The 21,689-nt window shown below is 62.4% G+C and carries 17 protein-coding genes; 8 read left to right on the top strand and 9 right to left on the bottom strand.

Translation table 11 applies throughout. The annotated features are described in order from the left end of the window. Window positions 1-40: 40 nt before the first annotated feature. The 4 genes from trhA to AC2ISB_RS06400 all read right to left on the bottom strand — a co-directional run bounded on the left by trhA (window position 41) and on the right by AC2ISB_RS06400 (window position 3,750). Window positions 41-688: a PAQR family membrane homeostasis protein TrhA gene (trhA, locus tag AC2ISB_RS06415; RefSeq protein ID WP_406720838.1), complete on the bottom strand. Its 648-nt coding sequence runs from the start codon at window positions 686-688 to the stop codon at window positions 41-43. Between the two features lie 110 nt (window positions 689-798). Continuing rightward, on the bottom strand, window positions 799-1,983 hold the full coding sequence (locus tag AC2ISB_RS06410) for a hypothetical protein (protein WP_406736484.1): 1,185 nt from the start codon (window positions 1,981-1,983) through the stop codon (window positions 799-801). A 42-nt stretch (window positions 1,984-2,025) separates the two neighbouring features. Further along, the gene (locus AC2ISB_RS06405; RefSeq protein ID WP_486576667.1) at window positions 2,026-2,466 is read right to left on the bottom strand and encodes a hypothetical protein; all 441 of its coding nucleotides are present in this window, start codon (window positions 2,464-2,466) and stop codon (window positions 2,026-2,028) included. A gap of 237 nt (window positions 2,467-2,703) precedes the next feature. Beyond that, window positions 2,704-3,750, bottom strand: coding sequence for an ABC transporter substrate-binding protein (locus AC2ISB_RS06400; protein WP_339107423.1), 1,047 nt, complete (start codon window positions 3,748-3,750; stop codon window positions 2,704-2,706). A gap of 163 nt (window positions 3,751-3,913) precedes the next feature. Here AC2ISB_RS06400 and AC2ISB_RS06395 point away from each other — a divergent pair, with 163 nt between their 5' ends. From AC2ISB_RS06395 to AC2ISB_RS06375, 5 genes are all read left to right on the top strand, one after another. Beyond that, window positions 3,914-5,329, top strand: a complete 1,416-nt coding sequence (locus AC2ISB_RS06395; RefSeq protein WP_486576666.1) for a cryptochrome/photolyase family protein — start codon at window positions 3,914-3,916, stop codon at window positions 5,327-5,329. 41 nt (window positions 5,330-5,370) lie between these two features. Next, window positions 5,371-5,886 (top strand): TrgA family protein, encoded by a 516-nt coding sequence (locus tag AC2ISB_RS06390; RefSeq protein ID WP_486576665.1) that lies wholly within the window; start codon window positions 5,371-5,373, stop codon window positions 5,884-5,886. 56 nt (window positions 5,887-5,942) lie between these two features. Then, window positions 5,943-7,082 carry an NUDIX domain-containing protein gene (locus AC2ISB_RS06385; protein WP_486576664.1) on the top strand — a complete coding sequence of 380 codons (1,140 nt, stop codon included), beginning with the start codon at window positions 5,943-5,945 and terminating at the stop codon, window positions 7,080-7,082. 341 nt (window positions 7,083-7,423) lie between these two features. After that, window positions 7,424-8,455: a cysteine synthase A gene (locus tag AC2ISB_RS06380; RefSeq protein WP_486576662.1), complete on the top strand. Its 1,032-nt coding sequence runs from the start codon at window positions 7,424-7,426 to the stop codon at window positions 8,453-8,455. Next, a complete protein-coding gene (locus tag AC2ISB_RS06375; protein WP_406720834.1) occupies window positions 8,452-10,986 on the top strand; it encodes a DUF3772 domain-containing protein in 2,535 nt (844 codons plus the stop codon). The genes AC2ISB_RS06380 and AC2ISB_RS06375 overlap by 4 nt, the downstream gene beginning before the upstream one ends. 198 nt (window positions 10,987-11,184) lie before the next feature. On the opposite strand, the gene dld is transcribed toward AC2ISB_RS06375, so the two are convergent. Continuing rightward, window positions 11,185-12,864, bottom strand: coding sequence for a D-lactate dehydrogenase (gene dld / locus AC2ISB_RS06370; RefSeq protein ID WP_486576661.1), 1,680 nt, complete (start codon window positions 12,862-12,864; stop codon window positions 11,185-11,187). A gap of 179 nt (window positions 12,865-13,043) precedes the next feature. On the opposite strand from dld, the gene prfA reads away from it, so the two are divergent. From prfA to AC2ISB_RS06355, 3 genes are all read left to right on the top strand, one after another. Continuing rightward, complete coding sequence (gene prfA, locus AC2ISB_RS06365) at window positions 13,044-14,099, top strand: peptide chain release factor 1 (protein ID WP_339107416.1); 1,056 nt, start codon at window positions 13,044-13,046, stop codon at window positions 14,097-14,099. A 5-nt stretch (window positions 14,100-14,104) separates the two neighbouring features. Continuing rightward, complete coding sequence (prmC, locus tag AC2ISB_RS06360; protein ID WP_486576660.1) at window positions 14,105-14,938, top strand: peptide chain release factor N(5)-glutamine methyltransferase; 834 nt, start codon at window positions 14,105-14,107, stop codon at window positions 14,936-14,938. A 333-nt stretch (window positions 14,939-15,271) separates the two neighbouring features. Beyond that, entirely contained in the window at window positions 15,272-16,069 is a 798-nt protein-coding gene (locus AC2ISB_RS06355; protein ID WP_486576659.1) for a DUF4167 domain-containing protein, read from the top strand. 69 nt (window positions 16,070-16,138) lie between these two features. Here AC2ISB_RS06355 and rsmA read toward each other — a convergent pair whose 3' ends face one another. From rsmA to AC2ISB_RS06335, 4 genes are all read right to left on the bottom strand, one after another. Further along, window positions 16,139-16,981 (bottom strand): 16S rRNA (adenine(1518)-N(6)/adenine(1519)-N(6))-dimethyltransferase RsmA, encoded by an 843-nt coding sequence (gene rsmA / locus AC2ISB_RS06350; RefSeq protein WP_339107413.1) that lies wholly within the window; start codon window positions 16,979-16,981, stop codon window positions 16,139-16,141. A gap of 113 nt (window positions 16,982-17,094) precedes the next feature. Then, complete coding sequence (pdxA, locus tag AC2ISB_RS06345; protein ID WP_339107412.1) at window positions 17,095-18,066, bottom strand: 4-hydroxythreonine-4-phosphate dehydrogenase PdxA; 972 nt, start codon at window positions 18,064-18,066, stop codon at window positions 17,095-17,097. A gap of 59 nt (window positions 18,067-18,125) precedes the next feature. Next, complete coding sequence (locus AC2ISB_RS06340) at window positions 18,126-19,391, bottom strand: SurA N-terminal domain-containing protein (protein ID WP_406720832.1); 1,266 nt, start codon at window positions 19,389-19,391, stop codon at window positions 18,126-18,128. 76 nt (window positions 19,392-19,467) lie between these two features. Further along, window positions 19,468-21,687, bottom strand: a complete 2,220-nt coding sequence (locus tag AC2ISB_RS06335) for an LPS-assembly protein LptD (protein ID WP_339107410.1) — start codon at window positions 21,685-21,687, stop codon at window positions 19,468-19,470. Window positions 21,688-21,689: the final 2 nt, after the last annotated feature.

Genomic DNA, 21,689 nt, shown 5'->3' with positions numbered 1-21,689 from the left:
AAATCTCGTTGGCCTGCCGGTTGTCGGGGCGCGGCGGATGTCAGGCGGGTGCGGCCAGCAGCACGATGGCGATAAAATGCGTCACGGCGGCGGCCAGCACATGGCCATGCCAGATCGCGCGCGAAAAGGGGATGCGCTCGATCACATGGAAAACCGTGCCTGCGGTATAAATCAGGCCGCCCGTCACGATCAGGATCACGGCCGTCAGCGGCAGGGAGGTGACAATCGGGTAGCTCGCGACCAAGCCGATCCAGCCCATCGCGAGATACATCACAAATCCCAGACGGTGCCAGCGGTTGAAAAAGCCAAGCTTCATCACCAGCCCGATGCCCGCAATCACCCAAGAGGCAATCGCCAGCGCCCATCCGGTCCGGCCCTCAAGGCCCAGCAGGGCCATCGGGGTATAGGTGCCGGCGATGAGCAGATAGATCGCGGCATGGTCGAAGCGGCGCAGAACGGCGCGGGTCGGGGCGTGAAGCGTCAGGTTATAGGCTGCGGAAAAACCGAAGCTGGCCAGCAATCCGCCCGCGTAAATGGCCAGAGGCCAGATATGGGTGACAGGGCCGGTGAGTGCCGCCCAGACCAGCAGTCCGCTGATCCCCGCAATCACGGTGACCAGCCCCAACACATGCATGACCCCGTCGGCGACATGTTCGCGCAGACTATGGGGCAGTCTGTATCTGTTCATGAGAGACATCCCGAATGGCTTCGCATCTGCAGCATAGCGCATATCGGGTGACATGGGGATGACACGGAGCGTTTCACACCCTTAGCACGGATGTTCACGCGAATGTGGCCTTATCCTTCGGCAGATATCCCGAAAATCGCGATCGCCGCGCCCAGCACCGCAAGCCCCGCATAGCGCAGGCGTTGCCCGCCTTGGGCCCGCAGCGCCGCCAAGGCCGACTGGAGTGCGTAATAGGCCGCAAAGGCGCGCGAGGCATAGGAGATGATCGCGAACAGATCGACCGTCCATGTCAGCGCGATGCCAAGGGCCACCAGCATGACATAGGCAAAGCCCGGACGCAGGCGGTTATGGCTCAGCTCTGCGGCCAGCCCGCCCGCGCCGCCGGTATCGGCCACCGCTGCCGAAAACTGTGCCGCAAGTGCTGCGGCCACCAGCATGACCGGCAGGATCGGTGCGACCACCCGCATCATTTCGATAATGGCGGTTTCGGTCAGCTTCATCTCGCCGGGCGGGAAGACATAGGCCAGAAGCACGATATACACCATATAGATCCCCGCCGAGAGCCATTGCGCCAGCTTCATCGCACGGATGCGGGTCGGGGCATCATAGTTGCGCCCCATATAGCGGGCGGTCTCGAAGCCCTGCACGGTGACAATCAGACCAAAGCCCAACCGGACCGCTTCCAGCGGCCCCAGATCGGGCGGCAGCAGATAGAGCGTGCCTTTCGAGGTTTCCGACAGGAAATAGACCGCCAGCCCCAGCAGCAGTCCCGCAATGATGGCCAGTTTCAGCGAGACACTGGCATATTCCATCCGCTCGAGCCGTTTGAACCCGCCCGACAGGCCCGCCGCCGCAATCACCACAAACACCACCGTGGTCACGATTTTGGCGTTCAGGCTGGTGTCCCACGGGGTCAGCGACACGGCGAAAGCCCCGAAAAGATTGAGGTAATAGGCGACAGAGATCACATAGGCGACCCCGAGCGCCACCGAAGACAGGGTTTCAAGCCCGCGAATGCCATGCGCGGGGGCCGTCTCGTGTTCGAGGCAGGCGATATTGTGACGGATCGCGCTGCCGAAGGCCCATGCAAGAAGGCAAAGCGCGGCCATGACCGCCGGGGCCAGCCAGCCATAACGGACCTGAAGGATCGGTCCCAGAACCAGAAAGCCCGAACCGATGATCGAGGCCAGCGGCGTGATCATTGCCCGCCATCCGGGGCGCGCGCGCATCCTCGGCCAGAACATGAACAGGCCCATAGCGGCGGCGAAGGCGAGGATGGCAATATCGAGTATCATATCGCCTATCTGGGCCGCGTGGGGGCGGAAGGAAAGGGGTTTTTATACCTCGGGGCTGGCCATTGCGCGCCAGTGTTCAATTCGTGCTGCAATATCAGGCCCATGTGTGGCAATCGCATCCTGCGCGAGCTTGAGCCGGTCCACCGCCTTTTCCAGCCGCGCCGAGATTTTCCGGATCTCGCTTTCGAGGATCGGGCAGAGTGTCTCGTTTTGCGAGATTTTACGGCGGCGGAGCAACCGGTCCAGATGGGTCTGCCACATCTCGACGGTGCGCATCTGGGCATGCAGCGTATCGGCCAAAACCTTGGCATGGGTGGTTTCGGCGCGAATAATCGCTTCGACAGATCTGTTTTTAAGCTCGGCGCTGCGCAGGCTTTCAAACCGGCTTCTCTGACCGTAGCCGGGCTGGTTGATCCCGCCCATCACAGGCGTGTCTATGCCACCGGATTCCGGCATAATCGCGATTTTGAACCCATATGTCACCGAACTGCCTACTCTGTATCACGAGACCTGCGCCTCATTGGGTATAGTTAACACAACAACTGTTGCGTGCAGTGGTTAACAGATCGTTAATCCGCGGGCAGAGCGTTACGTTCATATCAGAATTTTCTGATATATGACATCAAAGCCACGCCCCGGGGTCTGAAAAGGGGCCTCCATACAGCCCATAAAAAAAGCCGCCCTCGGCGGGGCGGCTTTCGCGGGCTTGCAAGGGTGGGATCAGAACCCGGCCTTGATCTTTTCGAACTCAGCCAGCTGACGTTCGCGCATCTGCGGGTCATTGGGGGTCTGGGCAAGGATCGGGGCATCGACATGGCCAAGACCTGCGGCATCCAGATCCTCTTTCGAGAACTGCTCCATCGCCTTGACGTTGGTATGGCCATATCCGATGGCCTCCATCAGGGCAGGGGCTGCCGCGGGGGCCAGCCACGAATTGATGAAGTCATAGGCCTGATCTTCCGAACCGGGGCCATCCTTGAGGTTGACATAGCCGCAGAAGAAGGTGGACGAGCCTTCTTTCGGGGCGCGCTGGAAGGCCACCGGATAGCCATCGGCCTTGAGATAGGTCACGCCATCATTCCACGACCACGAAATGAGCACTTCGCCCGACGCCATGGTCTGGGCCTGTTCCGAAGGGTCGGTCCAGTAGGATTGCACATTCTGGTGGGCTTTGCGCAGCCATGCCGCCGCTGCCTGGAACTGGTCTTCGGTCACATTGGTCCAGTCCGACACGCCGGTGGCCAGATAGGCCAGCGCCCAGACATCATCCGAGCTGTCGGGCAGCGAGATACGGCCCTGATATTTCGGGTTCAGGAAGACATCCAGAGAGGCCACATCCTCGGCAGGCACTTTCTCGGGATTATAGGCGATGGCGGTCGCGCCCCAGTCGGTGGGGATATACCACACGCCCTGATCATCCTTGAAGATCTTGGAATTGAGGAATTTCGGGTCGATATCCTTGAAGGCGGGAATGCGCGAGACGTCCCACGGCTCGATCAGACCGGCATCGCGATATTTCGACACCATCTGCGAACAGGGATGGGCTACATCGGCTTTGAAGCCCGAGGCAAGCTTCTGGTAGGCCTCGTCGTCATCGCCGTAGAAGGTATAGCTGGGGCCGGCGCCATATTTCTGGGCATATTGCGCAAACAGGCCCGGCACTTCAAAGCCCGACCAGTCAAAGACCAGAAGATCGGGGCTTTCAGCCTGTGCCTGCAGACCGATCAGACAGGCCGCGCCTGCGAGCAGAGAGGTGAAATGTTTCATGGAAGTCCCTGTTTTATGTGTTCTCCCCCGACGCTAAAACGCAGCGTCCGACGCGACAAGAGGGATTTTCACATTGCCGTGCCGCGTCGTGAGCGGGTTTGGGGGCTGGACGTGGGTCATTTGCCAGCTATTTAGCCCTTTCAATGGCTTGACGGAGGGATTCATGGGGTTGAAACCGGTTATTCTATGGCTCAGACGCGATTTCCGTCTGCATGATCATCCGGCGATGGTGGCTGCCGAAAAAACTGGCGCTCCCGTGATCTGCGTCTTCATCCATGACGAGATCGTGGCCGGAACGGGGGCTGCGGCCAAATGGCGCTGGGGGGAGGCCATCGCCAGTTTTGCGGCACGGCTTGAGGAGATCGGGAGCCGTCTGATCCTGCGCAAGGGGGCGGCGCTGGAGGTCCTGCAGGGGCTGGTGCAGGAGACGGGGGCCACGCAGGTGCACTGGTCGCGCGCCTATGATCCGGCCTCGATTGCGCGCGACAGGGCGGTGAAGGCGGCTTTGAGGGAGGGCGGCATCGGGGCGCATAGCCATAAGGGCCATCTGATGTTCGAGCCGTGGGATGTCGCCACCGGCAAGGGCGAGCCCTACAAGGTCTACACCCCCTATTGGAATGCCGTGAAGGGACGCGGGGTGGACACCCCCTGTGACACGGTGCGCGCGCTGGCCGCGCCCGAGACATGGCCGGACAGCGAGACTCTGGCTTCATGGCAGATGGGGGCGCAGATGCGGCGCGGGGGGCCTGTGCTGGCGGAACATGCCTGCATTGGCGAGGCCTCGGCCCAAGGGCGCATGGCCTCTTTCTTCGGGAACAAGATTGACGATTATAAGACTGCCCGCGATCAGGTCGACCAGAAGGGCACCTCGAACCTGTCGGAGAATCTGACCTATGGCGAGATCAGCCCGCGCAGCCTCTGGCATAGCGGCTGGGCGCGTATGGAAGCCGGTAGTGCGGGGGCCGAGACCTTTCTGAAGGAACTCGTCTGGCGCGAATTCGCATGGCATCTGCTCTATCATTTCCCCACGCTCGATCACGAGAACTGGCGGGCCGAGTGGAACGGCTTCGGCTGGCGGCGCGACAATAACGATGCCGAGGCGTGGCGGCGCGGTCGTACGGGCGAGCCCTTTGTGGATGCCGCGATGCGCGAGATGTTCGTCACCGGCCAGATGCATAACCGTGCGCGGATGATCGTGGCCTCTTACCTCACCAAGCATCTGATGACCGATTGGCGGGTGGGGCTGCGCTGGTTCGAGGACTGCCTGACCGATTGGGATCCCGCCTCGAATGCGATGGGTTGGCAATGGGTGGCGGGCTGCGGCCCCGATGCCGCGCCCTATTTCCGCGTGTTCAATCCCGAGACGCAGGCCCAGAAATTCGACCCCGATGGCCGCTACCGCCGCGCCTGGATCGCCGAAGGACAGCCGCAGCCCGGCAAAACGGCGCTGCAATATTTCGATGCGATCCCGAAATCATGGCGGATGTCTGCGGATGACCGTTATCCGCCGCGGCTGGTGGATCTGAAAGAAGGGCGCGAAAAGGCGCTTGCGGCCTATGAGAGGCATAAAAAAGGCTAGGCTTTCCCGCGCCTTTCCAATTTTGGACATATTCCTGCGCGATGGTGCTGCCGATCTTGGTGACGGGCAGGGGGCGCGCGATGCAGCGTATCGGCTATGACAATGCAAGGGCGCGGATGCCAACCGCCTCGCGGGCGGTTGCCGCGCTCGCGCTGGGGGGGGTGGCCTGGGCCTGTGCCGAAGCGGCGCTTGGCCTTCTGCCCGTGTCCACCGTGACCAAGGGATATGTGCCGGTGCTTGGGCTGACGGGGCTTCTGGGCGGCTGGTACGGGCTGGGCCGCGAAACGCTGCGCACGCCCTACCGTACCGTGCTGGCGGGGCTGCGGATGGCGCTTTATCTGGCAGCGATGACGGTGGTCTATCTGGGCGCACTCGATATGTTCCGTCATGCGCATATGGTCAAAAGCACCAATGTTTTCGGCGCTTTGCTGGATGGTCTCAGCTTCGGGTTGCGGGCTGCGGGGGAATTACTTTCTGTTGACATGCTTGGCATGGTCATTGTGGGTTGCGTTACCGCTGCTATCTTGACATGGCTGACACAGCGGCGCTGGTCCTGACCCTCGGTCCGGCAGGCCACGCCCCTCCGGCTGGCAAGACTTGATAAGGTGATCGCGTGACCAAAACGTATTTCTTCTACGGAACCCTTAGCTATCCGCCCTTGCTGGAACGCGTTCTGGGCCGGATGCCGAATATGCGCCCCGCTTTTCTGGATGGCTACGAGCCGCGCGTGGCGCGCCGCAATGGCGAAGACCTGCCCTTTCCCATTCTGGTGCCCTCGGATCTGGGCGTTCCCGGCATTCTGATCGATACCGAAACTCCCGAAGAGGATGCCCGCCTTTACGCCTATGAGGGCGGATATTGCCTGCATGCCTGCGATGTCAGTGCCGATGGAATTGGCGGCACGGTTCGGGCGCAGGTCTTTTTGCCGGACGAGGGCGCGTGGCAGACGGGTGGCGCATGGGACCTTGCCGACTGGGCCGAGACTTGGGGCGAGCTGGCGACCGAGGCTGTCGAGGATACGATGGCCAGCCTGCAGGATCTGGATTTCGACCAGATCTATGACCGCCGCGAGGCCATGATGGTGCGGGCTGCGGCGCGTGTGCGCGCCCGCGAGACCGGCCCCGCCACACTCCGGCGCCGTGCGGAACGCGGCGATATCGTCGTGTCCGACCGGCGTATGCCCTATGCCAAGTTCTTCTCGGTCGAGGATTACCGGCTACAATTCCGCAAATTCTCGGGTGCGCTGTCCGCCCCGATGGAGCGCGCGGTTTTCGTGTCCTGCGATGCGGCGGTGGTGCTGCCCTATGATCCGGTGCGCGACAGGGTGCTGCTGATCGAACAGTTCCGCGTGGGGCCGATGGCGCGCGGCGATGGCAATCCGTGGCTTCTCGAGGCGATTGCGGGCCGTGTCGATCCGCTGGAAACCCCCGAGCAGACCGCCTTGCGCGAGGCGCAGGAAGAGGCGCATCTGAGCCTGCGCAAGCTGGTGCCTGCCGCGCAGTATTATTCCTCTCCCGGTGCCAAAAGCGAATATGTCTATAGCTATATCGGGATCGCTGACCTGACGGATGATGCCGCCGCGCCGGGGGGGCTGGCGGAGGAGGGCGAGGATATCCGCCCGCATCTGGTCAGCTTCGACGAGATGGTGGCGCTTCTGGATGCGGGCGAGCTGAACAATTCGATGGTCGTGATCTGCGCGCAGGCCCTGATCCGCCACCGCGATGCCCTGCGCGCCGAATTCGGCCAAGCCTAGGGCGATCCCGTCCGGACGCGGCGGCCAAGCCCGAGACCCGAGGCCCGTGCAAAGGGGGGGGCTGCCTGTCCCTGCATGCGGGCTACGTTCGGGGGCCATGCACGGGAGGGGGCACGGGTGGATAAGGACATTTACACAGCTTTGGCAAAGCGGCCTTGACGGCGGTCCGCCTTTTGCAAGGACCACGAACGCGCGTTTTGCAAATTGCCGATTTCGCGCGAGAATTTTCGCCTAAATTCGGCTTGAGGGCCCGCTTGCGCGACGAATATGACTTGAGGCCGCCAATCGCCCGTCCTAAGTCTGGGGCCGACAAGTGGCGCTGCAATCGATTGGAGAAGATCATGAGAGTATGCGAGGATCTGGCACAGGCGGTAGGGAATACGCCCCTGATCAAGCTGAAAAAAGCTTCCGAGCTGACCGGCTGTGAGATCTTGGGGAAGGCCGAATTCCTGAACCCCGGCCAATCGGTGAAAGACCGCGCGGCGCTGTTTATCATCCGGGATGCGGTCGCACGCGGCCAGCTCAAGCCGGGTGGCACGATTGTGGAAGGCACGGCGGGCAATACCGGCATCGGTCTGGCACTGGTCGGGGCCTCGATGGGGTTCAAGACCGTGATCGTGATCCCCGAGACCCAGTCTCAGGAAAAGAAAGACATGATCCGCCTTGCAGGTGCCGAGCTGGTGCAGGTGCCTGCCGCCCCCTACAAGAACCCCAATAACTATGTCCATTACTCGCGCCGTCTGGCCGAGGCGCTGGCCAAGACCGACCCCAACGGGGTGATCTGGGCAAACCAGTTCGACAATACCGCCAACCGCGAGGCCCATATCCAGACCACCGGTCCGGAAATCTGGGACCAGACGGGGGGCCGTGTGGATGGCTTTATCTGTTCGGTCGGCTCGGGCGGTACTTTTGCGGGCACGGGCATGGCGTTGCAGCCCAAGGGCGTGAAGATCGGCCTTGCCGATCCCGATGGCGCCTCGCTGCACAGCTTCTACACCACAGGCGAATTGAAAGCCGAGGGCTCGTCGATCACCGAGGGCATCGGTCAGGGGCGCATCACCGCAAATCTCGACGGGTTCACCCCGGATATGTCCTATAACGTGCATGATGACGAAGCCCTGCCGATCATCTTCGATCTGCTGCAGGAAGAGGGGCTGTGCCTTGGCGGGTCTTCCGGCGTCAATATCGCCGGTGCGATCCACATGGCGAAAGAGATGGGGCCGGGCCACCGGATCGTCACGATCCTGTGCGACTATGGCAACCGCTACCAGTCCAAGCTGTTCAATCCCGAATTCCTCAAAGAGAAATCCCTGCCGGTTCCCGAATGGCTGGACCGCGCCCCCGCAGCGATGCCCGAGGTTTTCGAGGGATGATACAACAGGTCCTGCGCGCTGCCGCCACCGTCTTCTTCCTTTTGGTCGCAGGCATGGTCTGGGCGCAGGACCAAACTGCCCCTGATTATAAATCATGGGAAAAATTTGCCGCATCTGCCCAGACCTCGATCAATCAGGATACGGCGCAGATCAGCGAACAGGATCTGGAAGACCTGCGAGCAACGCTGGTCACATGGCGCGATAAATTCAATGCCGCCCGTGACACGAATGCCAGCCAGATCAAGACGATACGCGACCAGATTGAAGCTTTGGGTCCGGCACCTGCCGAAGGCGACAGCGAAGACGCGGCCATTGCCAAACGCCGCAGCGACCTGAATGACCAGCTTTCCAAATTGCAGGCCCCGTCGATCACCGCCACCGAGGCGGCCACACGCGCCGACGGGCTGATCCGCTCGCTTGATAGCGAGCTGCGCAGCCGGTCGACGGACAAGCTGCTGCGGCTGTCGCCGTCGCCGCTCAATCCGGTCAACTGGGCCTCGGCGCTGAAAGTGGCAGGGCAGTTGACGGGCAAGCTGTATGAGGAAAGCAAGGCCCAGCTTGAGGGCACCACCCGCTTCGAGGAACTGCGCGAGAATGGTCCGGTAATTGCCGGTCTTGTGCTGGTGGCCCTGGTGCTGCTGGGGCGCGGGCGGCGCTGGATGGAGGATCTGTCGCAATGGCTGCTGGGCCGGTCTTCCATGCGGGCGCGGATGGTGATCGAGATGATCGTCTCGGTGGGGCAGATCCTTGTGCCGCTGGGCGGGATCGTGCTGCTGTTGCAGGCGCTGCAGATTTCGGGACTGTTCGGCGCGACATGGCAGGATTTCCTGCGTGTTCTGGCGGGCGTGGCCACCGTCACGCTGTTCTCGGCATGGCTGGCGGGGCGGTTGTTCCCGTGGAATGACCGGCAGGCCAGCCCGTTCAACCTGCTCAGCGAACGCCGCGCGGAAGGGCGCCTGCTGGTGGTGTCGATGGGCTTCCTGCAGGCCCTGTGGGACCCGTTCGGCCATTGGGTTGTCGAACAGGCGATGGCGCTGACACGCGCCTCGGTCAGCTCTGCAACGGCGGATGCGGCCAGCACAGCGGCCACACAGCTTGATGCGGCGCTGGCGGCGCTGACCCTGCCGTTGCAGATCTTGGCGGGGCTTGCGCTGTTCCGCACGGGGGCGGTGCTGCGCCGCCATGTGCGCAATGAAGACAAGCAGTCGGTTGACCGTGCCTTCGGTGACAGCCTGATCCTGCTGATCGGCAATGCGGTGATCGTTGTGGCGGTTGTCGGCCCGCTTCTGGGGGCGATCGGCTATGTCAATGCGGCCAACCAGCTGATCTGGCCGATGATCAAATCGCTGTTCCTTGCGGGGCTGGTGCTGACCCTGCAGCGCTTTGTCGCCGAGGTCTATGTGGTGCTGACCAAGCGCGAGGATGACGGGCGCGACAGTCTTGTGCCGATTCTGATGGGGTTTGTGCTGGTGTTGCTGGCGCTGCCGGTTCTGGCGCTGAACTGGGGCGCAAGGGTGGAAGACCTGAGCGAGGTCTGGACCACGTTCAGCAACGGGTTCGATATGGGCGGGGTGCGGATTTCTCCGAGCATCTTCCTTGTGTTGGCCATCGTTTTTGCCATCGGCTATGCGATCACCCGTGGGGTGCAGGCGGCCCTGCGCAGCACCATCCTGCCCAAGACCAATATCGATAAGGGCGGGCAGAACGCGATCCTGTCGGGCATCGGCTATATCGGTATTTTCCTCGCGGCTCTGGTGGCGATCTCTTCTGCGGGGATCGACCTCAGCTCGCTTGCCATCGTGGCGGGGGCATTGTCGGTGGGGGTGGGCTTTGGTCTGCAGACCATCGTGCAGAATTTCGTCTCGGGCATCATCTTGCTGATCGAACGCCCGATTTCGGAAGGCGACTGGATCGAGGTCGGCACGCAGATGGGGGTCGTCAAGGCGATCTCGGTGCGTTCGACGCGTATCGAGACCTTCGACCGGACCGAAGTGATCGTGCCCAATGCCGATCTGATTTCGGGTCAGGTGACCAACTGGACGCGCGGCAATATGACGGGGCGGCTGATCGTGCCGGTGGGCGTGGCCTATGGCACCGATACCCGCAGGATCGAGAAACTCCTGATGGAGATCGCCGAGGACCAGCCGACAGTGATGATGGACCCCGCGCCCAATGTGGTGTTCGTGGGGTTCGGGGCCGATAGCCTGAATTTCGAAATCCGGATGATCCTGTCGGATGTGAATTTCAAGCTGCGCGTGATGTCCGAGGTGAACCATCAGATTGCCGCCCGCTTTACCCGTGAGGGGATCGAGATTCCCTTCGCGCAGCGCGATCTCTGGCTGCGCAACCCCGAGGCGCTTTCGGGGCGCTACGAGGACCGGCCGGCGCGTTGGCGTGATACGGAGGAGGAAGGCCATAGCCGCCGCGAGGCCAAGCTGAAAGAGAACGAGACGCCGCATGATCTTGGGCAGCCGATGCCCGGTGAAGGGTTCGAGGATGCCGATGCGGATGGTGGTGGGGACGCCCGCTGAGCCGCGCGGCTCAGCTGGGGGACGCCTCCGTAAGGGCTGCAATATCTGGACCGGAACATGAAAACCGGAGGCCGTCCCGCCTCCGGTTTTTGTCTTTCTGTGGGGTGAGGGAAAGCGTTTCTTCTGTTCCGGCTTGTCCCCCGAAACGTGAACAGGCCCCACGGATGGGGCCTGTCGACGGGCAAGGACCGGTAACGGTCAGTGATAATGTTTGTTGCGCGATTGCTTGCCCAGACCGGGATTGAAGCTGTTGGTCGGGTCGCAGTCGCAATAATGCGCGGCCAGAGCGGGTTTGGCTTTGTAGAGATGCCCGACATTGTGCTCTGCGGGATATTCTGCGCCCCGTTGGTCGAGGATTTCCAGCATCTTGGCTTTCAGCGCGTGAGAATCCACGCCCTTCTTCACGACATAGTCCTGATGCAGGACATGGCAGAAGAAATGCCCGTAATAGAGCTTGTGCTCGATCTGGGCATCCAGTTCGGGGGGCAGATGCTCGAACCAGTCCTCGTCATTGCGGCGCAGGGCGATGTCGAGCGGCAGGATATCGGCCACGTCCTTTTCATGCAGGGCCATATACCGCACAGCCGCACCCGCTGCCGCAAAGCGGTGCAGACCGGCGATTTTCGTCTCGCGGGCATCGCATTCGAAGAAATCCGCATCCTTGCCGTCGCAGAGTTCGGAGAGCGTTTTCTGTGCCGCTTCGATCCCCTCATCGCGCATCTTCAGGATCAGATGGTGCTCGAAGCGGTGGCGATATTCGGTCAGGCGCTTGGGCAGGATCGCGGGCCAGAGATTGGCGACAAGTTGCAGGAATTTGTCGGTCAGGTGGCGGGTGGGGCCGAAGCGGTTCAGCCGCCCGTCAATGGCCCCTTTCAGCGCGAAGAATTGCGGCAGGCGGTCGGTGCCCAGCTTGTCGATGGCCAGCACCGTATCCTTGCCGTATTTCTCGGTGATATCATAGGCATCGCGGTGCATATATTCGCCGGAGATCGGCAGTACGGGGAAGTCTTTGAGGATGATCCGCCGCAGTTTTGTCAGCGTTTCGGTCGAATTGGTGCCGATATAGAATGTCTTCTGCCGTGCCGGGCGCGCGAAACTGTCCAGACGCACGGCGAAAACCGCAAGTTTTCCCGCACAGCCCGAGGCTTCATAGAGCCGCCCCGGATCGGCATTGAACCGCGCGGGGGTGTCAGCTTCGATATCGCGGACGCGCTCGGCATAGCCCTGATCGGAGGCATGGCGATTGCCTTCATGGTCGATCGCGCCCCAGTCGCCCTTCTCGACACGGGTCAGAATCTCTTCAGGTGTCGTGCCAAGGTCGATCCCTAAGTGATTAATAAGGTGTAAATTTCCTTCGGCATCAAGCTGGGCGAAAAGCGCCATTTCCGTGTAGGACGGGCCGCGTTCGACCAGCGCGCCGCCGGAGTTGTTGCACACGCCGCCAATCACCGAGGCCCCGATACAGCTGGAGCCGATCACCGAATGCGGGTCGCGGCCTTTCGGGTCCAGCGCCTTTTCCAGACGGAACAGCGTCGCCCCCGGCAGGGCGACCACCTGCCGCCCGTCATCCAGCAGGTGCACACGGTCCATCCGCCGCGTCGAGATGATCACCACCTCGCGGTCATAGCTCCCCTTGGGGGTGGAACCTTCGGTCAGGCCGGTATTCGAGGATTGCATGATGATGATTTTATCGGCCTTCACGCAGGCCTGAATCACCTTCCACTGTTCCAGCACGCTGCCGGGGCGGACAACGGCCAGCGCCTCGCCTTCGCCCGAACGGTATCCCCGCCGGAACCGTTCGGTTGCGCGGGGATCGGTCAGGACATGACGATGGCCGACGATGGATTGGAGTTCGGAAATTAGGGATGTATCGGCCATCATAAGGGTCCTTCCAGTACAGGGTCGCGACGAATTGTCTCAGACAATAGGCGGGCAAGGCGGCTGCGTCACCTCAAAAATGCGATATTGGTAAGAAAACTGATCCAATATGGGAAAGGCTGCTTTGGAAATGGCAGATCCTCTTGACCGATGCGGCGAAAACCGCGACAGGCGATGACATGATACCGACAGACCGCCTGCACCAGATCCGCGACCGATACGGTTATCTCGAAGCCCAGCTTTCGAGCGGGCCGGACCCTGCCGAAATCGCGCGGATTTCCCGTGAATATTCCGAGCTGAAGCCCGTGGTCGAGCAGATCGAGAACTGGCTTCAGGCGCAGGCCGATCTGGCCGAGGCCGAGGGCTGGCTTGCCGATCCGGAGATGAAGGATCTGGCCGAGGAAGAAGTGCCGCTGCTGCGCAAGAAGCTGCCCGAGCTGGAGCAGGCTCTGCGTCTGGCGTTGCTGCCCAAGGATGCCGCCGATGCGCGTCCGGCCATTGTCGAGATCCGGCCCGGAACAGGGGGCGACGAAGCGGCCCTTTTTGCGGGCGACCTGCTGCGCATGTATCAGCGCTATGCCGACATTCGAGGCTGGCGGGTCGAGATACTGGATTATGCCGAAACCGAACTTGGCGGCATCAAGGAAGTGATGCTGCGGATCGAGGGCGAGGGTGTTTTTGCCCGTCTGAAATACGAATCGGGCGTGCATCGCGTGCAACGCGTGCCGGAAACCGAAGCCGGTGGCCGTATCCATACCTCCGCCGCGACCGTCGCGGTGCTGCCCGAGGCCGAGGAGGTCGATATCGACATTCCGGCTTCGGATATCCGGATCGATACGATGCGGTCGTCGGGGGCCGGTGGCCAGCACGTCAATACCACCGATTCTGCCGTGCGGATCACCCATTTGCCCACCGGTCTTGTGGTGACCTCTTCGGAAAAATCCCAGCACCAGAACCGTGCCAATGCGATGGCCGTGCTGCGGGCAAGGCTTTATGATATGGAGCGCGCGCGCATGGATGCGGAGCGCTCTGCCGCGCGTAAGGGGCAGGTGGGCTCCGGTGACCGCTCCGAGCGCATCCGCACCTATAATTTCCCGCAAGGGCGGCTGACCGATCACCGCATCAATCTGACGCTATACGCGCTGAGCCAGATCATGGGCGGTGATCTGGACGAGGTGATCGACGCACTGGTGGCGGATGATCAGGCGGCCCGACTGGCCGAGATGGAGGGGTAAGGCGCATGCAGGGCGGTGTATTGTTGCGCGAGGCCGTGACCAAGCTGCGGGAGGCGGGGATCGCATCGGCTGCGGGGGATGCGCGACGCCTGCTGGCCCATGCGCTGCGGGTCTCGCCCGAGCGGCTGACGCTTGCGCTGCATGATCCCGTGGCCGAGGAAGCGCAGGCCAGATTTGCCCGCTTTCTGGCGGCGCGCATGGACTTCCAGCCGGTGTCGCAGATCACGGGGGCGCGGCTGTTCTGGGGGCGCAAATTCAAGGTCACTCAGGATACGCTCGACCCGCGTCCCGAGACCGAAATTCTGGTAGAGCGCGCCTTGCAGCAGCCTTTCCGGAACGTGCTGGATCTGGGCACGGGCACGGGCTGTATTCTGCTGAGCTGTCTGGCGGAAATGCCCAAAGCCACGGGCGTCGGGGTGGATCTTTCGCCGCAGGCTCTGGCGGTTGCGCAAAGCAATGCCGATAATCTGGGCCTGAGCGAGCGGGTGCGCTTGACGGTCTCCGACTGGTTCGATGCGGTGGATGGCATGTTCGATCTGATCGTCTCCAACCCGCCTTATATCGCGCAGGACGAGATGGCCGGTCTGGCGCGCGACGTGCTGGATTGGGAGCCGCATAGCGCCTTGACGCCGGGGGGCGACGGTCTGTCGGCCTATGCCAAGATCGCGCGCGGCCTGCTGGTGCATCTGGCCCCCGGGGGGCGCATCCTGTTCGAGATCGGGCCGACTCAAGGGGCTGCGGTTTGCGGCTTCCTGGCCGAGATCGGTCTTGACGGCTGCCGGATATGGCCCGATCTTGACGGGCGGGACCGTGTTGTGGAGGCGCGGCGTCCGCTTTAGGCCGGACTCCGGCCCTGAAATATGCCGATCCGCCAGTGTCCTGTGGCTCGTCTTCACTAAAACTTCACGATATTTCGGCGACAATACCCCGAAAAAAGAGCATAAAGGGAAAATCTAGCTTGCGAGATCCGTCGTGACGTGCTTATCAGGGGACGTGCACGGAGAAACAAGTTTCCCGGCATGGCTCAGCTTAACACTGCGGGCTTGGTTGAAGGGCATAGACCCCTTATGCAACCAGACTGTCCCGCGCGGCCCGGTTGGATCGTGACGGATCTGGCCTAGACCTTGTCAAAACCGCTCGCTTTTAAAGGCGGATAAATTGAACGAAAGCAGATGAGATCATCCAAATCACGTTCGCGTTCCAAGTCGAACCGGCAGCGTTCCATCGGGAATATCATCAACCGGGTTTTTGAAAGCTCGGGTCCTGAGGGCAAGGTCCGCGGGACGCCCCAGCAAATCATCGATAAATATCTTGGTCTTGCACGGGATGCGCAGCTGTCGAACGACCGCGTGGCAGAGCAGAACTTTCTGCAGCATGCCGAGCATTACACCCGCCTTTTGCACGAGGCGCAGCGCGAGATGGCGCAGCGTCAGCCCAACGGGCAGGGCAACGGTAACCAGAACGGCGCAGGCCAGGGCAATGGCCCGTCCGGTGCCGATATGGACCAGCCCGCGCAGGCGGCGATGTCCGATGCCGCTTCCAGCCAGAATGACGGCTATGCCCAAGCGTCCGCTCCGGCCACTCCGCAGGGGGAAACCGGCGGGTGGCGCAAGCGCGACACCGCACGCGATGTCGAGCGGGTAGAGGCCGAGGATTCCAATCTGGTCGAGACGCCCGAAAGCCGCAGCGATCTGCGTGTCAGCCGCGAGAGCGAGCCTGCGCCGGTCGCAAGCGCCGAGCCGCAGCCGGAACGCCAGCCCGAGCCAGCCGCAGCCCCTGCGGCCGAAGAGGCCCCTGATGCGGCTGAAAAGCCCAAGCGTCCGCGTAAGCCGCGCGCCAAAAAGGCCGACACCGCCGATGGTGAAAAGCCCAAAGCGCCGCGCAACCGTCGCAAGCCGAAAGCGGCAAGCGAAGAGGGCAATGGCGAGGCCGGTCCCTCCGAGGATACTCCGAAAGCGGCAAACGGCTAAGTTACGAGACTGACAGAAAAACCGCCCGTGCAGCAGATCTGCGCGGGCGGTTTTTTATGGTCTGTGCGGTCAGTTTGTTTCGAGGCTGCGGGCGAGGCGGCACCATTCCTCGATCGTGACCCGTTCGGCGCGTTGGGTGGGCGGGATGCCGACCGCTTCCAGCTTGGCCTCGATATCGGGCGCGACAGATTTCAGCGAGGCACGCAGCATCTTGCGGCGCTGGTTGAAGCCCGCCGCTACAACGCGCGACAGAATCTTGGCATCCGCCGGATAGCGCGGCTCGGGCAGGGCTTTCAGATGCACCACGGCAGAATGCACTTTGGGCGCGGGGGTGAAGGCCTCGGGCGGCAGCGACATCACAATGCGTGCGGTGGTGCGCCATTGCGCCAGAATGGCGAGCCGTCCGTAATGGTTGTCGCCCGGCTGTGCGACGATCCGTTCGGCCACCTCGCGCTGGAACATCAGTGTGAGGCTGTCCCATTGCGGCGGCCAGTCCTTCGGCGTCAGCCAGCGCACCAGCAGTTCGGTGCCCACGTTATAGGGCAGGTTCGCGGCAATCTTGTAGGGCGTGCGCAGATGCGCCGTCACATCGACTTCGAGCGCGTCGCCATTGATCACCTCAAGGCGGCCCGGATAATGGTCGGCGATCTCGGCCAGTACGGGCATACAGCGCGGGTCTTTCTCGACAGCCAGCACCTTGCGCGCCCCCTCGGCCAGAAGCCCGCGAGTCAGACCGCCGGGGCCGGGGCCGACCTCAAGCACATCATGCCCGTCAAGATTGCCCGCCGCACGCGCGATTTTGGCGGTCAGGTTGAGGTCGAGCAGGAAGTTCTGGCCAAGCTGCTTTTTCGCGACCAGTTCATGGTCACGGATTACATCCCGCAGAGGCGGAAGCCCGTCTATCGCTGCCATTGCTCTATCCTGTCTGTCTTCATATGCAAAAGGTCCGGATGCGGCATCCGGACCTGTCAGGGGATATGTGAGCCGCGCGCGCGAGGCAAGCCTCTCGCTGCGCCTCGAAGGGGTCATCCGCGCGCGCGACCCATCGTATCGGCCATTTCCAACGCGGCGATCAGGCTGGCGGGGCTGGCTTCGCCCGTGCCCGCGATATTGAAGGCGGTGCCATGATCGGGCGAGGTGCGGACAAAGGGCAGGCCCAGCGTGACATTGACGCCCGCATCGAAGGCCAGCGTCTTGATCGGGATCAGGGCCTGATCGTGATAGGCGCAGATCGCCGCATCATACTGGCTGCGGGCGGCTTTGTGGAACATGGTATCGGCGGGCAGAGGGCCGGTCAGCGCATAGCCCTCGGCCTTGAGCCCCGCAATCTCGCGGATCATCCAGTCCTGTTCCTCGCGTCCCATCGCGCCGCCTTCGCCCGCATGGGGGTTCAGACCCGCAATGGCAATCTGCGGATTTTCCAGCCCGAAATCCCGCGTCAGCCCTTCATGGGTAATGCGCACGACCTGCCGCAGCACTTCGGGGGTGAAGGCGGTGGGCACATCTGCCAAAGCGATATGGATCGTGGCAGGCACGACGCGCAGCTCGTGGCAGGCCAGCATCATCGCAACCTTACACCCGCCCGCCAGATGGGCCAGATATTCGGTATGGCCGGGGAAGGCAAAATTGGCCCCGTCCTTGAGCACTTTCTTGTTGATCGGTGCGGTGCACAGGGCCGAGCCCTCGCCGCGCATCACCAGATCGACACCGCGCGCGATCACATCGATCACCGAGCGGGCATTGTCCAGGTCGGGGGTGCCGGGAATGGCGGCTTTGGGAAAGTCATGCACCAACACGGGCATTGCCGTGCCGGCATGGGTGATGGCCTCGGCCGGAGTGCCGATCTCGCGGATCTTGGTGCCCCGCGGCAGATGTGCGGGGTCGCCAAGCCATGCAAAGGGAAGCCTTGCGCCAAGCGCCTCCCATGCTTTGACGGCGATTTCCGGACCAATTCCGGAAGGTTCACCACAGGTGAGAATGACAGGTGCTTGAGGCATGGGATTTACCCCCTATTTCCAATATGTTGGAGCGTCAGATAAGTCTGGCGCCACCAAAATCAAGGCCGTGTGATTACGGCTGCGTCGCGCAGATCGGCCAAAAGACCATCCGCCTGAATCTGGATCTGGCGGTTTTCAAGGCTGGTCATGGCCGCGTCACGGTTGGGGGTCTCGACCTTGCCATCTTCGCCCTTGCGGCTCATTTCGCGGCTGCACAGCATCAAAAGCGCGCTATTGCCGCCCTGTTGCAGCACCTGATATTCGCCCGGGTCCAGACTGGACAGCCCCACCGAGATGTCGCGCGGCAGGCTGTCGGGGGTGCCGCTTTCACGCAGCAGACGGCTGGCGGGCAATGTGCGCGCCAAGGGATAAAGCGCATCGCAGCTATGCGGGCTGGCCTGCACCTGACCCAGACGGGTTGCTACTTCCTCGCTGCCCGTCGCGCCCAGCGTGTAAAGCGCATATTCCACCGTTTGCGGGCTGGCCTGTTTTGCCCCGTTCTCGTCGATTGCGCGCAGGCGGAACACGGCCACGGCATTCGGGATCTTGATCGGGCCGGTGGCCTGACCGGGTTTCAGCGCCAGAATACGGGCGCGCAGGGGGCCGGGCAGGTTGGCCACGGGCATCCAGTCGATGGCACCACCGTTCTCGCGCGAGCGCGAGGCCGAAACATGGCTGGCGATATCGGCAAATTGTGCCGCACTCCCGCGGGTGGCCTGTTCGGCAAGCTGCATGGCCTCCTGTTCATGCCCTTCCGTCGGGATGATCAGCTCGGAGAGCAGCACGCGTGTGCCCTGACCCCGTTGGGATTCGGGGGCAAGCGCGCGGTTGATCTGCAGATCGGAAATCGAGATCCGCCCGCCGAACTGCGCGCGCACGACCTGACGCCACAACAGACCGGACTTGGTGAAATCGCGGAAGGTTTCCTCGTCCACGCCTTCCTGACCGATTGCCGCGATGAACTGCTTGGCGCTGAGATTGGCCCGCGAGGCGAATTCTTCCATGCCTTTCTGGACCGCCGCATCCGAGACGCTCAGCCCCAGACGCTTGGCTTCCCATGTTTGCAGACGATCCGAGATCAGCGCGTCGATCGCCGCCTGATGGGGGTCGGATTCGGTGGTGCCCAGCACCTCGATCATCCGCTCGCGCTGGCTGATTTCATAGGCAGAGATTCCCAGACCGTTGACGGTGATCACCGGCGAGAACATGCCGCCCTGCGCAAAGGCCGAACCGGCAGGTCCCATGAGGGCAAGCGCCAGAACCGAGACACAGCCGAGCCGCGTTACCTTGCTGCGCAATGCGTTGAAGCCTTTGCTTTTCGCCATGCCTGAAAGTGCCGTCATCATTATACCTGCTTTGTCGTCATTGGCCGCGATACGCAATCTGCATCGGGCGTCTGTCTTACCTTACACAGACCTTACTGGCCGAGGTTCCGTCATTGGCACCGCCAAATCCGGCCAAAGCCACGGAAAGTCCGACGCTTGTTTCGGGGTCCACATTAGTCGAGGAAGTGAAGCGGCGCGAGAGGGAAAGATCGACGCTCACGCAATCATTTACCCATGTCACGCCCAGTTTCGCCTTTGCCGCCCGCTCTGCGATAAGGTCGTAGCGGGCATCGAATGTGCCCGACCAGCCGCGCCCCCAATGCCATGCGCTGTCAAGCTGCAATTCGGAGATATCCTCCGAGGTGCCCGCCAGAATGGCGCTGTCCATCCACAGATAGCCCGCCGCCAGATCATAGGTCGCGCCCGAATAGGCAAGGCGCAGCTCTTCGCGGGTGGTGTTGAAATCATCGTCGAACTGCGCACGGTTCGACACGGTCAGTCCGCCCGAGGTTTGCAGGTTGCTGGCCAGAAGCCAGTCCGAGCTATTGCCCGAAAGCGAGCTTTCCGACGAGAACTGTTCGAGATCCTGCGCATAGAACACGCGCCCGACAGTGGTACCCAAAGACCATCCCGCCGCGTCATAGCGGGTATAGCTGACGCCGACATTGGCGCGCAGGCCGCGTTCGCGTGCATCCAGCCCCGGATAGCGCGACAGGCTGAACAGGTTGCCTTCGTCGAACTCGCGCAGCGTGCTGTCCTCGTTGGGCGCGCGGGTGAGGTTGTTGGGGGCCCAGACGATCTGCGCGATGGGCTCGATCACATGGGCCGCGCGACCGGTGCTGCGGGTCCAGGGCCAGCGCAATTCGGTGGCAAGCTGCGGCTGGGCGCGCAGGATGGTATCGTCATAGGAGTCATCCTGACGGATCACGAAGGCATCGGCGGCAAGCTGGGCCTGCGTGCTGGCCATGATGCCGTAAGACAGCAGCCAGTTGCGCCGCCAGTTGGCGGTCAGCGAGCTGCGGGTCATGTCGCGCCCGTCGGGAATATCGTCCCAATCCGGCCCGTCCGTGGTCGAGCTGGAATTGCGGCGGAAGGTCTCAAGATCCCAGCTTGCCGTCAGCTCGCCGCCGATACGGGCAGGGTGATAGACCCGTGTCCATTCCGCATCGCCTGCCAGCATCGGCTCGGTATTGTTGTCCTCGTCCTCGCGCAGCGAATGGGTGCGACCGGCGCGGGCCCAGATCAGCTCGTCCGAGCGGACCCGTTCAAGGGTCAGCCCCGACCACAGCCGGTCGGCATCGCTGACATCGTAATTCAGCAGATAGGCATCATCGGACACCATCCGCAGTTGCAGGCCCAGCTTGAAATCATCGGGCAGGGTGAAGCTGCCATCGGCAAAGAGATAGCCGCGATTGGCCCCTTTGATGATGCTGTCATTGCTGAAGGCACCGGAAATGCTGATCTCGCCGTCATTGAAGGCGCGGCGGTAGCGCAGCCCCAGCGTGCGGGTCCAACCGCTGGAGATATAGGGCTCGACCAGCAGATCCTGACTGGGATCGATCGCGAAGAAATACGGGATCTTTATGCCCATCCCCAGACTGGAGGTGCTGCGGAAGCTCGGGGCCAGAAAGCCCGACATGCGCGTGACGGTGGGGTCGGGCAGGCGCAGCTTTGGCACCCAGACCAGCGGCACACCGGCGACGCGGAACTGCGCATCCTCGAAGCTCAGCTTACGCTCCTGCGCGTTATGGGTGATCTTGCGGGCGCGGATTTCCCACAGGGGGCGTTCACCGACCACGCAGATATTGCATGACGAGGCCACCACATTGGTCATGGTGGTGACATTGCCGTTCTCGCGCTCGATCTTGGCGGCGGCAAGCTGCAATTCGCGCGCCATCACCATGCGCGCGCCCAACAGGATGCCATGTTGCAGATCGCGCGAGAGTTCGGCCTGATCGGCCACGATCACCGCACCGGCCTCCTGCGGCTCGGTCAGGCGGATCGGCCCGTCCATCTTGATCGTATCGGCCTTCTGGTCATAGGTGACGCGCTTGGCCGTGACGCGGTTGCCCTCGTAATAGATCTCCACCGCGCCTTCCGCGACCAGCGTGTCAGACCCCGAAAGCGAGATCCGGTCGGCCATCAGGCTGGCGGGCACATTGCTCAGGCTGTTCTGCGAGGCGTTGCTGTCTTGCGCGTAGCCGCTTGCCACAAGGCCGAAAGTGCCAAGCGCCGTGCCAAGGGTGAGGGCGGCGAGCAGCGTCCTTGCAGGAGAGCAGGTCTTGGGCAGGGTCATGG

The sequence above is a fragment of the Thioclava sp. NS-SX20 genome (genome assembly GCF_057380695.1).
Note: the sequence above shows the minus strand (reverse complement) of the source record. Positions and strands in the feature narration are given on the sequence as shown.

Bases quoted from the DNA above. Each gene is read 5' to 3' on its own strand.
- AC2ISB_RS06340 (WP_406720832.1), bottom strand. From the start codon at position 19,391: ATGGCGAAAAGCAAAGGCTTCAACGCATTGCGCAGCAAGGTAACGCGG.
- AC2ISB_RS06380 (WP_486576662.1), top strand. From the start codon at position 7,424: ATGAGAGTATGCGAGGATCTGGCACAGGCGGTAGGGAATACGCCCCTG.
- AC2ISB_RS06395 (WP_486576666.1), top strand. From the start codon at position 3,914: ATGGGGTTGAAACCGGTTATTCTATGGCTCAGACGCGATTTCCGTCTG.
- AC2ISB_RS06355 (WP_486576659.1), top strand. From the start codon at position 15,272: ATGAGATCATCCAAATCACGTTCGCGTTCCAAGTCGAACCGGCAGCGT.
- AC2ISB_RS06400 (WP_339107423.1), bottom strand. From the start codon at position 3,750: ATGAAACATTTCACCTCTCTGCTCGCAGGCGCGGCCTGTCTGATCGGT.
- AC2ISB_RS06410 (WP_406736484.1), bottom strand. From the start codon at position 1,983: ATGATACTCGATATTGCCATCCTCGCCTTCGCCGCCGCTATGGGCCTG.
- AC2ISB_RS06390 (WP_486576665.1), top strand. From the start codon at position 5,371: ATGGTGCTGCCGATCTTGGTGACGGGCAGGGGGCGCGCGATGCAGCGT.
- trhA (WP_406720838.1), bottom strand. From the start codon at position 688: ATGAACAGATACAGACTGCCCCATAGTCTGCGCGAACATGTCGCCGAC.
- rsmA (WP_339107413.1), bottom strand. From the start codon at position 16,981: ATGGCAGCGATAGACGGGCTTCCGCCTCTGCGGGATGTAATCCGTGAC.
- pdxA (WP_339107412.1), bottom strand. From the start codon at position 18,066: ATGCCTCAAGCACCTGTCATTCTCACCTGTGGTGAACCTTCCGGAATT.
- AC2ISB_RS06335 (WP_339107410.1), bottom strand. From the start codon at position 21,687: ATGACCCTGCCCAAGACCTGCTCTCCTGCAAGGACGCTGCTCGCCGCC.
- prfA (WP_339107416.1), top strand. From the start codon at position 13,044: ATGATACCGACAGACCGCCTGCACCAGATCCGCGACCGATACGGTTAT.
- prmC (WP_486576660.1), top strand. From the start codon at position 14,105: ATGCAGGGCGGTGTATTGTTGCGCGAGGCCGTGACCAAGCTGCGGGAG.
- AC2ISB_RS06375 (WP_406720834.1), top strand. From the start codon at position 8,452: ATGATACAACAGGTCCTGCGCGCTGCCGCCACCGTCTTCTTCCTTTTG.
- dld (WP_486576661.1), bottom strand. From the start codon at position 12,864: ATGGCCGATACATCCCTAATTTCCGAACTCCAATCCATCGTCGGCCAT.